At 69.3% G+C, this 11495-nt stretch carries 14 protein-coding genes and 1 pseudogene; 5 read left to right on the forward strand and 10 right to left on the reverse strand.

The genetic code is table 11. The annotated features are described in order from the left end of the window. Positions 1-292: 292 nt before the first annotated feature. Positions 293-772 (reverse strand): hypothetical protein, encoded by a 480-nt coding sequence (locus OTB19_RS39515; RefSeq protein WP_267803623.1) that lies wholly within the window; start codon positions 770-772, stop codon positions 293-295. 72 nt (positions 773-844) lie between these two features. Beyond that, positions 845-1295 (reverse strand): annotated as a pseudogene (locus OTB19_RS39520) (transposase); the annotation flags it as partial. 213 nt (positions 1296-1508) lie between these two features. Between OTB19_RS39520 and OTB19_RS39525 the strand changes: the two are divergent. After that, a complete protein-coding gene (locus tag OTB19_RS39525; protein WP_267803624.1) occupies positions 1509-1763 on the forward strand; it encodes a hypothetical protein in 255 nt (84 codons plus the stop codon). 205 nt (positions 1764-1968) lie between these two features. On the opposite strand, the gene OTB19_RS39530 is transcribed toward OTB19_RS39525, so the two are convergent. Beyond that, positions 1969-2358, reverse strand: coding sequence for a hypothetical protein (locus OTB19_RS39530; RefSeq protein ID WP_267803625.1), 390 nt, complete (start codon positions 2356-2358; stop codon positions 1969-1971). A gap of 646 nt (positions 2359-3004) precedes the next feature. On the opposite strand from OTB19_RS39530, the gene OTB19_RS39535 reads away from it, so the two are divergent. Beyond that, positions 3005-3289, forward strand: a complete 285-nt coding sequence (locus OTB19_RS39535; RefSeq protein WP_267803626.1) for a hypothetical protein — start codon at positions 3005-3007, stop codon at positions 3287-3289. Positions 3290-3610: 321 nt separating this feature from the next. On the opposite strand, the gene OTB19_RS39540 is transcribed toward OTB19_RS39535, so the two are convergent. Then, on the reverse strand, positions 3611-3703 hold the full coding sequence (locus tag OTB19_RS39540; protein ID WP_267803627.1) for a helicase: 93 nt from the start codon (positions 3701-3703) through the stop codon (positions 3611-3613). 519 nt (positions 3704-4222) lie between these two features. Further along, a complete protein-coding gene (locus OTB19_RS39545) occupies positions 4223-4726 on the reverse strand; it encodes a DUF5133 domain-containing protein (RefSeq protein ID WP_267803628.1) in 504 nt (167 codons plus the stop codon). Between the two features lie 251 nt (positions 4727-4977). Between OTB19_RS39545 and OTB19_RS39550 the strand changes: the two genes are divergently transcribed. Next, positions 4978-5421 (forward strand): hypothetical protein, encoded by a 444-nt coding sequence (locus OTB19_RS39550; protein ID WP_267803629.1) that lies wholly within the window; start codon positions 4978-4980, stop codon positions 5419-5421. On the opposite strand, the gene OTB19_RS39555 is transcribed toward OTB19_RS39550, so the two are convergent. Next, the gene (locus tag OTB19_RS39555) at positions 5408-5800 is read right to left on the reverse strand and encodes an STAS domain-containing protein (protein WP_267803630.1); all 393 of its coding nucleotides are present in this window, start codon (positions 5798-5800) and stop codon (positions 5408-5410) included. The two genes, OTB19_RS39550 and OTB19_RS39555, sit on opposite strands and share 14 nt — an antisense overlap. A 241-nt stretch (positions 5801-6041) precedes the next feature. Here OTB19_RS39555 and OTB19_RS39560 point away from each other — a divergent pair, with 241 nt between their 5' ends. Further along, positions 6042-6458 (forward strand): CBS domain-containing protein, encoded by a 417-nt coding sequence (locus OTB19_RS39560; RefSeq protein ID WP_267803631.1) that lies wholly within the window; start codon positions 6042-6044, stop codon positions 6456-6458. A gap of 683 nt (positions 6459-7141) precedes the next feature. Here the strand turns inward: OTB19_RS39560 and OTB19_RS39570 are convergent. Together OTB19_RS39570 and OTB19_RS39575 are read right to left on the reverse strand one after the other, a co-directional pair. Next, positions 7142-7492, reverse strand: coding sequence for an EF-hand domain-containing protein (locus tag OTB19_RS39570; protein ID WP_267803632.1), 351 nt, complete (start codon positions 7490-7492; stop codon positions 7142-7144). A 387-nt stretch (positions 7493-7879) separates the two neighbouring features. Next, on the reverse strand, positions 7880-8227 hold the full coding sequence (locus tag OTB19_RS39575; RefSeq protein WP_267803633.1) for an STAS domain-containing protein: 348 nt from the start codon (positions 8225-8227) through the stop codon (positions 7880-7882). Between the two features lie 1018 nt (positions 8228-9245). Here OTB19_RS39575 and OTB19_RS39580 point away from each other — a divergent pair. Continuing rightward, positions 9246-9584: a MerR family transcriptional regulator gene (locus OTB19_RS39580; protein ID WP_267803634.1), complete on the forward strand. Its 339-nt coding sequence runs from the start codon at positions 9246-9248 to the stop codon at positions 9582-9584. 381 nt (positions 9585-9965) lie between these two features. Here OTB19_RS39580 and OTB19_RS39585 read toward each other — a convergent pair whose 3' ends face one another. Next, positions 9966-10277 (reverse strand): STAS domain-containing protein, encoded by a 312-nt coding sequence (locus OTB19_RS39585; RefSeq protein ID WP_267803635.1) that lies wholly within the window; start codon positions 10275-10277, stop codon positions 9966-9968. 332 nt (positions 10278-10609) lie between these two features. After that, complete coding sequence (locus OTB19_RS39590) at positions 10610-11170, reverse strand: hypothetical protein (protein WP_267803636.1); 561 nt, start codon at positions 11168-11170, stop codon at positions 10610-10612. Positions 11171-11495 lie beyond the last annotated feature (325 nt).

Genomic DNA, 11495 nt, shown 5'->3' on the forward strand with positions numbered 1-11495 from the left:
TTCGGCCTCGGCGCCGGGTCGGATCCGGCGGGCTTGGTGCTGGTCATGAGGGGTGGGGTCTCCTGTCGCGCCCTCTCAGGCTAACCCGACAAAGCGGGACGTCTCACCCAAGGCTGACAGAGAGGGGGTCGATGCCGAGGCCGGCCTGGCGCTCGGTGCTACTCGGCACTCAGCCCGTCCCGCCGGTTGTGGGTGTTCGGGGGTTCGGGCACAGCCCCTGACCTTGTGATTTAACGTCCGCCCTCGGACGAACGGTGACTGTGGCTCACCGTGGGTGCGGTCACGATGGAGGTCAAGCCCCGTTCGTTGGCCTCGTCCACCTGGTGATCACCCGCAGCTCCCGTTGAGGTGCGGGCCAGATCTGCAGGCGGATGCCCTCGGGGGCGAACCCTTGCGGGTCCGCGGCTGCAACCGGCAGGCCGCTGCGGGAGACACGGACACGCATCCATCCGGCCGGGACGTCGAACCGGGCAGCGTCAGGCAGGTAGTCGCTGCACCCCAGGATGGTCAGGCGCCCGGAAGGGACATGGGCGCTCGCCTCCGCCACATGGTCGAAGTCGGCAGAGTCGTCCTTGGGCTCGCCCTCCAGGGTGTCCACGGCAACGACGACGTCCATGTTGTTGACCGTGCTGAACGCCAGGATGTCTTCCGCGGTGGCGAGGGCATCGAACAGAGCCTGTGCCGTCCATGCGCCACCCACATCACTGTCGGAGTGCTCGTCCATCACATGGATCTGGTGGTAGTCGGCGAAGAGTTCCAGATGCGTCGTCACCAGGACATCGTCCCGGAGAGCAACGACAACTGACGAACGAGCGAGGGCGCTGGGAGTCGCTGAGCTTGTGATTCATTCGGTGCGGCGTGGTTTGGTGCCGATCTTGTGGTGGGTCGGTCTGCGGTAGGGCTGGCCGGTGGCCAGGAGTAGGCCCACGTCGTAGCGGGCCGCGGGGTGGCGGTTCTTGGAGCCGGGTGGGCGACCGGGGCCGGGCCGGGATGGTTTCGGCACTTCGGCCGGCGTTGAGGTTCGGGCGTGCAGGTGTCGGAACCCGCGGCGGACCCGGGTGGGGGTGAGCTTGTTCGGTTCGGACGGCTTCTCCCATGGGCGTCGCAGGTCGATGGCCAGGGGACGGGCAGGCGGAGTTGGGTGTGGGCGACCACGATCAGCCAGGTCCAGCGGTCCAGCGGTCCGCCGCTTCGGCCTCTCGCAGCCTCGGGGCGGTCCAGCCGAGTGTCTGCTTGATCATCCTGAAGAAGTGCTCGATGTCGAATCGCCGCAGGAAGGTCTGCCAGGCCAGCTCTGCACCGCTGCCTGTTCATCGACGACACCGCCGCCAACGTCACCGCCGCCCGCGAAGTGGGGATGACTGCCCTTCACTACCGAGGGCCCGAAGAATCTCCGAGAGGCCTTCTCTCCGCTCCTCGATCCCCAGGCTCCCCAGAACGTTCAACCCCCAACCAGCTGAGGGGAAGAGCGACCCTGGGGATTTTCACGAATCCTCATCAGCACCCCGTTGCCGTGTTCGCCCGCCGCTCTCGACGCCGAGCTGCACGCCGCCCTGGCCGCTTTCGACGCTGCGGCCGCTCCGTGGCGTGAGGCCCTCGAGGAACTGGACGAAGACGTCCTCGCCGAGGCCGCCGCCGAAGCGCGGGCCTTCGGCGCCGGCCCGGCGGCCGCCGTCGACGAGCTGGTGCGCGGCCTGCTCGGGCAGTTGACCGACTGGCAGCGGTCGATCGGCGAGCTGGGCCGCGCGCTCAGCACGAACTGAAGGCCGACCGCTACCCGGCTGGTCCACCGACGCCGACCGCACCGAGGACATCGGGTGGCGCCAGGCACCACTCTGCCCGAGGCCGTCGCACGCCACCACCACGCTCACGTGCTCGCCGCCATCGTCGAGCTCGGCGGTGAGCTGGAGCTCCCAGCTACCCGTAACGGGCGCTTCAGGGGCGCGGTCATCCCAGAAGGCTGCGCGGTCAGCGCCGGCCGCCGCCGATGCGGCGGTCGTCGGCCAGTGCGGTCAGCGGGCCGAACTCGCAGGCAAGCTCGTTCCACGTCAGCACCTCGCCACAGCGGGCCGGGAACTCCTTCGGGTTGAACTCGGGCATGGTCCAGGTGCCAGTGCCCCGGTCCCGCAGCCACAGGTCCCCGTCACCGTCGACCACAGTCGGCGGGACCGGTACGGGCTCGGCCTGATCGGTGGGCTCCCAGGTGACCCGGCCCGGGTGGGAAACGCGGCGCAGCTCGGTGGTGGCCAGCCGCGCGGCCAGGTCACGCGTGGACTCTTCGGCGTCCTTGACCGACGCGAGTCGGAACGCGTCGTCAAGTACGGGCAGGGCAGGATTCTTGCTGCGCTTTGAACTCATACGCTGACTACCTCCGGTGGGGGGCGTCACATCCGTTATGGCACCCCGTAGAGGAACACGGTATCCGAGGCGGGAGCCGGGCCGGCTACGACCACTGTCCAGGTGGAGGCGCCGGCACACCGGGCGGTGCTGGTTGTTTCAGCTCACCAGAACAGAGCGGTTAAGCCACTGCTACCGTCGGTGAACCGGCCCGGACCGCCGAGACCGGGCGGCACACGGCGCGGGTGACCACGACCCCCGCCTGAACCGGGTTCAGAAACCTCCACGCTCAGACCCCGACGCCAGCGCGTGCGCCCAAACCCTCCCGACCGGCCCCGGCCGCCCACTCGGTTCAGAAACAGCCGTTCGGCAACCCGTCACGACGTGGGACGGGTCCTCGCAACCGGTGAGGCGTACACCAGACCCGCCCATCACAAGAAGGGCACCAAGCCCCGCCGACTGGATAAATGACAAGCTGAAGGCCGGTGTCGTTCCCGCTGAAGGTTGGCGGCTCTGGCACTGATCTTGTGGACTCGTGACGCTCCGTGCCGTCTGGCATCAGACCGTCAGTGGGTTCGGGTTCTGCCACCGGATGTCAGCGGGTCCCGGCCGCCCGTGTCCAGCCGCGCGCAGCAGTCGTTTCCTGTGCATGATCATGATCATGATCATGATCTTGACCCGAGTTCTCGGTCCCGCAGCCATCGCCGGCATCACCGCCTTCACCGCGGTCACCCCCGCGCTGGCCGACGACCCTGGCAGCACCATCGGGAACAACATCGGAGCCCTCCTGATTGCCAGCCAGAACGAGGGCGCCAACGCCGGAAACGACGGGACCACCAGCAGCCACGGCAGCAGCAACGGCAACACCCTCGCCAACAACATCGCCGACCAGTCCAATGTCGCCCTCATCAACACCGCAAAGGTGGCCGAAGACGCGCTCGTGACCGCCTGAGCCACTTCACCTGGTCTGAACGACACAGCCCCATGGCGTGAGGGCGGGGCCGTGACGCTCCCGCCCTTATCCGTGATCTGCTGCTGATACCTCCCGTGGCAGAACGACTGCGTTCGCGCGGCAGACGACACTCCGTGGATCAGAGGGCGTGGAGGACCTGGGCGGAGGAGTCGAAGTTCGCTCGGCCGAACATCTTGGGGCAGGGTGAGCCCGGCGGAGACCGCTGCGTGATCGTGGCGGCTACCCGTGCGCACGTAAACCGGGCGCCGGTCTGGCCCGGTGGTGGATCCCGCCGTCCCGGCCCCCGTGGAGGGGCCGGCACTACCGAGCCCAGTCCACCCCCAGCGCGGCCAGGCGCTCGCGCCGCTCGGCGCTCAGCCCGTCCCGCCGGCTGCGGATGTTGGACAGCCGCACCCCCAGTCGGATCGCCGTTCCGTCCGGCAGCTCCTCGGTGTGCGCCCGGTGGGGACGACGACGCCTCTTTCACGGGTGGCGTACTGGGCGAGCGCCTCAACCCCGGTCGAACGCGTTGCTCGCCGACCGCGCCCCGGGTGCGGTCCGAGTTGGCGGGCGTCCTGGGCACCCCTGCGGGCAGGATCCGGGCACTGGCCGTACTCCGCGAGCAGTGCGTCGCCCGCAGCGAGTACGTCGACTTCGCCGAGACTTTCGTGGACCGGGCAGAGGCTCTTGCGGGACGACGATCGCCGAATCCGCCGCGGCGCGGACACACCGACCGTGTCCCGACTTTTGGCGGGAGTTGCCGCCGGTGTGTCTAGTGCTGTGACCGGAAAGGTTCACCGTGTCACGGCGCCCGGCACGGCACCTCGCCGCGTTGTCGAACCGCCCGAGTACGTCCAGTACAAGCGGCAGTCCTCCGCCTTGCGATGCACCGCACCGGACACCGCGACCCGGCAAACCTTTCCGGCCACAGCACTAGGCGAGTTGGGTTTCGGCGGCGGCGATGGCCTCGTGGGTGGTAGCGCGGCCCATGAGGATGCAGAGGGTGTAGGCGGCGTCGTCCATGGCGCGCATGGCGGCGGGGTCGTCGGGTGTGGTGGCGAGGCGGGCTTGGCATCCGCGGAGTCGGGTCAGGGCTTCTTCGGTGCGGGCCGCGTTCGGGACCAGCGCGGGGTCCGCCTGGCTACCGGGTTCGCTCGGCGTGTGGGCGGCTTCGATGGCGTGGCGTAGGGCTCGTTCCAGGCGGGTGGGCAAAAGGCTGCCGGCGGGAGTGGTCGTGATCGCGAGCGCAAGGTCGTCGACGGGGAGGCCGGCGAGGTCGGCGGCGGCCGCGAGGATCCGTCGTGCGTCGCGGGCCGAGCACGGGACGCGTGCCATCAGCATTCCGACCGCCCGCGGGGTCGACGGTTCAGGGGCCGGATGCCGGCCGTCGCCTTGGGTGGCGGGCGGGTCGGGGGACAGGCCGGAGGGCGTCGACATGGAGGTCCCTTCAATCCAAGCGGGGGCAGCGGAGCGCGTTCGCGTGTGCATGGAAGGTATGCCCCCAGGCCGCGCGAGGCTCACGAGGCGCGCGGACGGTACGCGCGGCACGCCTGCCGCAGGCGTGCGCTCGGGTTGCGGCGGACTTGCGGCCGGCCGCCGGCCGGCGTGACCATCGACTTGCGGGACATTCGGTGTCTGGATCCGGGCGGGCGCGCATCAAGCCCGCCGATCGCGGCGAGGTGAGACGCATGGACCTCCGGGTGACGATGAGGCGCTACGGACCGACCGTGCACCTCATCCTGCTCGGCGAGCTCGACGTGGAGACCAGGGCCGCTCTCGACGAGGTACAAGCAGTCCCGAACAATGTCGACGTGGTGGCCTGCGACATGCGGCGCCTGACGTTCATGGACGTCGTCGGCCTGCACGGCCCGACCACGTTCGCACGACGCCTGAACGGGCGCGAGATCGCGTTCTTCGCCTACGACTGGCAGCCCCAACCGCTGCGCCTGATGGACCTCGTCGACTGCCTCTACCCGAAAGGGGACCGCGGCGGGCCCACCGGGCTGCTGCGCCGCGACCTGCGGGGCTCTGCCGCGTCCGCACGCGCGGCCGGTGCGACCCGGGCCCGAAAGAACGCACCACCCCCGGCCGCGATCCGTCCCGTCAGGGGCGGGGCGGTCATTCTGCGGTGAGGTCGGCGGTGTCTCGTGCGCGATGGGCTCGGTCTTCGAGGAGGCGGCGGAAGCCGGCGACCGGGTAGCGCTCGCCGGTGGCCGTACCGGATCCGGGGATGCCGGCGATCTGGGCCATGCACTGTTGGGGCTGGGGTTGCCAGCCGGTGACCAGGACCCGCAGGCCCAGGCATTCGGCGCGCCGGTGCACATCCAGGAGATGCAGCAGGCCGTCGCCGTCCATGACCGTGACGCGGTGCAGGTCCACCAACAGATCCCGCACATCGATGGTGACGCCGTCCAAGGCCGCCTGCAGTGCCTGGCCTGCGGCCTCGTCGAGGGTGCCGCTCACGCTGACCAGGACCGTGTTGCCGCAGTAGTCGATGTCAACTGTGATCAATGCGTCTCTCCTCGCGACGTCCTCATGCGCCGGCGCATGCGGTCCTCCATCCTGGCGTGGCACTTCCCGGAGCCGAGGCGCGGCTCGCGGAAACAACAACGGGGCTTGCCCCGGGTCCCGAGGGTGGTTGTGGGGTGGGTGCCGTTACCGATCGGGGGCAGGGGGCAGCCATAGGTCCCGTGGCCGGTCCGCGTGAGGAGGCCGGTGCGCATCCCGGCGAAGGAGGACGAAGGGGTACGGCATGACGAGGGCACGCGACATCATGACGGCGGACGCGACGTGTATCGGCGCTGAGGAGACGGTGCTGGAGGCGGCGAAGAAGATGGCCGAGCTGAAGGTCGGCTCGCTGCCGATCTGCGGCACCGACGACAAGCTCAAGGGCATGCTCACCGACCGCGACATCGTCGTCAACGTCCTCGCCGCGGGCAAGGACCCCGCCACGGTCAAGGCGGGCGACCTCGCCCAGGGCGAAGCCGTCACCATCGGCGCCGACGACGACGCGGCCGAGATCCTGCGCACCATGAGTTTGCACCAGATCCGCCGTCTCCCGGTCATCGACGGCCACACCCTGGTCGGCATCGTCGCCCTGGCCGACGTCGCCCGCGCCCTGCCCGACACGAACGTCGGCGACCTGCTGGAGACGATCTCGCTGAACTGACCGGCCCGCGCCGAGGCGCTCCGCGGGGCGCGCACCACACGACCGCGATGCCCCGAAGGGCCGGACTCCCCTCCGGCCCTTCGCCACAGGCTTGGGTCGGTGCAGCGGGTCGAACAGGCAGGACCACCCCGTGCGTGGCGGCACCGGTGTCAGAGGGGGCCGGCCCCACAAGTGCGCGGATTCCCCGGTACTCACCTGGCGGGAAGGGCACGATGGGCGCGGTGTCTCCCGCGTTCGGCGGGTGGAGAGGCCCTTGTGCGGGCAGGCCGGCGGGGTGGACACGATGGATGTACGACGGGTGTACGGCAGTTCCGGCGACAGCGCGAGGAGCGGGCCCCACAGCCCGACCGCGCCTACGTCGAACTCTCTGGCGGCCCCCTGGACGGTCTGGTCCTCGATGTCACCGGTTGGTCTGTCACGGACCGAGTGGAGGGCGCGTTGCTGATCACCGACAGGGGCCTGTTCGGGCCGGGTGGCCGGGCGTTCTACGCGCCCCTCGCGGGCGACGTCGAGGGCCCGTTCCTGTGGCAGGGCGACACACCCTGACTCTGACCCGGGAAACAACCGGCGGAGCCTGCCGGCGATCATGGGGTCTGCGTGCCGCGCGATGGCTCGCCCGGGTTTCGCGCCCAGGCCCGCGTCGCGGCACGCAACCGGCATGCCCCGGTGACGCCCGGCGGTGGTTACAGGGCGCCGAAGAGCCAGTTGCCGGGGGCCTTGGGGTCTTCGCTGGTGTCGTACTCCTCGGTGGCGCGGCGGATCTCCTCGCGCCCCAGGGTGCCGTCACCGTCGGTGTCGAGCTTGGCGAAGGCGACCTTCAGGTCTTCGGGGGAGGCGCCGAGGGACTTGATGTACATGGTCTGGAACTCGTCCTCGTCGATGAGGCCGTTGCCGTCAGTGTCGCAGATGTCCATCCAGGCGTCGACCATGACGCTGAGGCGCTGAAGGATGCCCTCGCGGTCGTTGGCGACGGCCTTCTTCATCCCGGAGATGAACTCGGCCCGGTCCAAGAGGCCGTCCTGGTCGGCGTCCATGGTGGACAGGTCGTGGGTCCACTCAGCCGCTCCCAGTCACGGCACCAGGGGGCGGATGGCCGACGTCGTCCGCGTGGACCGTCACCCCAGGCACCACGTCCTCCAACGCCGTCCCGACCTCCACGAGGCCACGCAGGGCCGCGTAGCAGAACTGCCATCGGCCATCGCGGCCGCCAGTTCGGATACGCGATCCGATCGGCAGCGGTCTCGTCGAGCGCCTTCCGCACCGCATCGACCGCTCCCGGTCCGCGTTCGCTCGCGCCGAAATCCCCGACGTGGCCCGGCATTCGGCGCCGCTGGAACAGGCCCGTAGGAGCCCGCGGGCCTGCACGCCGGCCGCACGGCGCAGCTCACCGCGATCGTGCCCGGGGGGTCGGGCGGTTGGGATCAGGTGGCTGGTGGGGTGTCGCAGGTGAAGAGGGTGAGGGCTCCGGTGCGGTGGAGGAGTTTGAGGAGTTGGGGGTTGGGGGCTTGGAGGTGGAGGGTGCGGCCGTGGGTGAGGGCGGTGAGTTGGGCGCGGATGAGGATGTTGAGGCCGGTGGAGTCGCAGAAGGCGAGGCCGCTGACATCGACGGTGATCTTGGCGGGGTTGGTGGGGTCGGTGACCGCCCGTCGCAGGGCCGCGTCGAGGGCGGCGGCGTGGTCGGTGTCCAGGTCGAGTTCGCCGGTCACGCGGATCAGGTCCGGCCGCTCAGCCGGTACGGGCGTTTGTGACGGGTGGTCATGCTCGGTCACGGTTTCCCCCGTCGTCGGTGTTCCTGCTGAGACGGTATCCGCCCGTGCGGTGCGCGAACCCACCGGGAGCCCCCCGGCTTCGCAGCTCTGACCTGCGGCTCGGTCGCCGCCGCGTCATCTGAGGTCCGTCCTGCTGTGTCGCCCTTTCGGCCGGGTCGAGTGCCTGTGTGCCATCGCCACCGATTACCTCGCTGTCCACCGCGCGAAAATCTGTGTCGGCTGGAGTAGACATCGGGCGGTGTTGTGGTTATGGTTTCTCTCGTAGCCCAGAGAGAACGAAGGGGCCTGGCAGAGATGAACTGCCGGGCAGTAGTACCGCAGTACAGGTGGTTGCAGTTCAGCAGTGCGGTGCGGTGATGGAGTGTCGAAGCCAAGAGTGGTTGCGGGACGGCGACGGGGCTGATCACCGGATCGGGTGGCCCGCGGTCATCAGGGGCCGCCACAGGCAGTACCCGCAGTTCGCAGTACCCCAGCAGTGAAGTCAGTGGAGTGGTACCTCGGTGAAGGCGTCGGCTGCGGGCGCGCGCATCGGGAGGTTCGGCAGTGGGGTTCCAAGCCAGAGTGGATGCAGGATGGGCGACGGGGCTGGCTGCCGAAAGTGTGGCGCTTGATGAGGCCACGAGCAGTACAAGCAGTTCGCATTACAGCAGTACCCGCAGTGCGCATCACCAGTAGTTCCGAGTGGAGCAGTACCAGCCGTTCGCAGTATCAGCAGTTCCCGTAGGTAGGTAGTTGATCATCCGAGGGATGAACGGAGGGATTGGGCATCATCGGGATCGCCCGGACGCCACGCGAGTCCGGGTACCGCAGGACATCGTGAGTGAGGTGGTCTCCGGTCGAACAACCGCGATCCCCGCATCACCCGTTGCCTTTCAGGCGGGTGTGCGGAATGAGGCCGGCGCAGTATCAGGGCCGGCAGATGGTGTAGCAGTTCCTTCGGGGCCCTGGTGCGGTAAGCACCAGGGCCCCTCCCCGTACCCAGACCCCTGTTCCTTCACCTGTTTCGCAGTGAGGTGCGATGACAGCAGACGACTCGTTCGGCCGTCTCGACGACGACAACTATCCCGCCTACACGATGGGCCGGGCCGCCGCCATGCTCGGCACCACCCAGGGCTTCCTCCGTGCCATCGGCGACGCCCGCCTCATCACCCCGCTGCGCTCCGCGGGCGGTCATCGCCGCTACTCCCGTCACCAGCTCCGCCTCGCGGCCCGCGCCCGGGAGCTCGTCGATGAGGGGACCCCGATCGAGGCGGCCTGCCGCATCGTCGTCCTCGAAGACCAGCTTCGGGAAGCCCAACGCCTCAACGCCGAGCACGAGCCCGCCACCGCGGCCGCGGACGCCGGGGCCGCGGCCTGAGACGACACCGTCCCGGCCACCGCCAACGCGACTGCCGTATCACCATAGGGCCGACGTGGACGAACCGAACATCCACGTCGGCACTTCCCATCCAAGGGTGACCGGACGGGGGGCACGCGTGCGTTCAAGGAAAGACCTGTGCAACAAGAAGTACTGGTGCTGCCGGACGAAGGCGACGACGTGCGGGTGATCGCGTGCGTCGGAGAGTTCGACCAAGACACCCTGGGACCCTTCCGGCAGGCCGGCAACCCGGCTGTCGCCGACCCGGCCGTCCGGCGGATCGTCCTGGACGTCACACGACAGGTCGAGCGGACCATCGACTGCCCACAGAGCGCTCTCCACCCGCGAACGCACGTGGGACATCGAGCGGGCGGGTGCGGGTCAGGCGGTCGGTGGCGGGTCGAGGGTGAAGAGGGGAAGGGCGCCGGTGCGGTGCAGGAGTTTGACGAGTTGGGGGTTGGGTGCCGGCAGTCGGAGGGTGCGGCCGTGGGAGAGGGCGGCGAGTTGGGCGTGCAGGAGGATGCTCAGGCCGGTGGAGTCACAGAACATGAGCTCGCTGACGTCGACCGTGATCTCCGCGGGGTTGTCGGGATCGGTGACCGCACGCCGCAGGGCCGCGTCGAGCTCAGCGGCGCGCCCGGTGTCCAGGTCCAGTTCGCCGCGGACGCGAACCAGGTCCGGCCGGGAATCCACGGGGGCAGGTCGCTGTGACGGTTGGTCGTGGTCGGTCATGTTTTCCCCCGCGGCTGGTGTTCCTGCGCCGACGGTATCGGGTTCGGACCGTGTCCGAACCCGCCACCGGATCAACCCGGGGAGCCCCCCGCCTTGGCGCTGCCGCCACGGCGAACGCCGGTGTCTCGCCGTCATCGATGGACCCTTCGGCCACGGGGGACAGCTCCCGCCTGGCGGGGGGTGTGCTACATCAGAGACGAGCCGGGGCGGGGACGGCGAGGCGGGAAGAGGCGCCCGTACAGTGCGGGAGGCTGAGGAAGCGGTTGTATCGCGTCGGTGAGGAGCCTGGTTGCTCAGGCCTTCGTCCACGCGTCGAGGAAAGCCTCCCGCCTGGACGGATCGGCAGTCTTGTGGTCCGCGTGCAGCACACGCCAGGCGGTGAGTTCGAGGTCGCGGAGCCACAGTTCGCCGATGACCTGTGTCTTGAGGTCGGGGAGGTGGTCGGATTCGGCCAGTGCCTGACCGATGACCTCTGCGGCCGCGATGCGCTGGGGCGGGGTCATCTCGTTGACAGCCGAGAGGATCTGTCCGGCCAGACCGGTGCCTTCTCCGGCCAGTGAACTCAGTACCCAGGTCTTGATGTTGGCGGGCAGCAGGTAGAGGGAGCCTGAGGACCTCCACAAGTCGGACCAGAAGCGTTCTCCGGCCTGCGTGGGAGCGGGAAGCGCTGCCAGGAGTCCGAGGAGGTGTGCGGTGGCCGCGTATCCGTCGGAGTGGGCCGATGCGACGACGGCGATGTCGGCAACGCGCTCGATGTCGATTCGGCCCGCTTCGAGGCGCGGGTCCAGCCCCAGGCGCTGCTCCAGTTGCTGGGAGACGGGGAGGGACGCGTGGGAGTGGAACTCGGGAAGCATCGGCGATCCTTGAAAGTAGGAGAGCGGAGAGGCCCGTTCGGGGTCCCTGATCGTTCCCACGGCCCGTCGAATTACACGACTTTCACGACACTGGTTGATGGCAAAGCGCCAAGTGCCACTGCGGGGCGGAGAAACCGCCCGCGTCCGGCGACGCCGACCGAGGATGCGAGGCGGGCCTCTGAAGGCTGCCGCTCACGGGCTCTTAGTGGTCTGCGTCGTAAATCCTTCGGGGGTTGACGTCGGGCTTGGCGTGCGCTTGCCCGTGTCAGGTGTCGAGACCGGTGAGGTGGAGGTGGCAGGCGGTGTCGAGTGCGTCCTCGGGGGT

Source organism: Streptomyces sp. H27-H5, from assembly GCF_026627505.1.
Lineage (GTDB): Bacteria > Actinomycetota > Actinomycetes > Streptomycetales > Streptomycetaceae > Streptomyces.

What these genes read in the sequence shown, in the direction of transcription:
- OTB19_RS39535 (WP_267803626.1), top strand. Translation starts at nt 3,005, where the DNA reads ATGATCTTGACCCGAGTTCTCGGTCCCGCAGCCATCGCCGGCATCACC.
- OTB19_RS39590 (WP_267803636.1), bottom strand. Translation starts at nt 11,170, where the DNA reads ATGCTTCCCGAGTTCCACTCCCACGCGTCCCTCCCCGTCTCCCAGCAA.
- OTB19_RS39545 (WP_267803628.1), bottom strand. Translation starts at nt 4,726, where the DNA reads ATGTCGACGCCCTCCGGCCTGTCCCCCGACCCGCCCGCCACCCAAGGC.
- OTB19_RS39560 (WP_267803631.1), top strand. Translation starts at nt 6,042, where the DNA reads ATGACGAGGGCACGCGACATCATGACGGCGGACGCGACGTGTATCGGC.
- OTB19_RS39570 (WP_267803632.1), bottom strand. Translation starts at nt 7,492, where the DNA reads ATGGACGCCGACCAGGACGGCCTCTTGGACCGGGCCGAGTTCATCTCC.
- OTB19_RS39580 (WP_267803634.1), top strand. Translation starts at nt 9,246, where the DNA reads ATGACAGCAGACGACTCGTTCGGCCGTCTCGACGACGACAACTATCCC.
- OTB19_RS39530 (WP_267803625.1), bottom strand. Translation starts at nt 2,358, where the DNA reads ATGAGTTCAAAGCGCAGCAAGAATCCTGCCCTGCCCGTACTTGACGAC.
- OTB19_RS39550 (WP_267803629.1), top strand. Translation starts at nt 4,978, where the DNA reads ATGGACCTCCGGGTGACGATGAGGCGCTACGGACCGACCGTGCACCTC.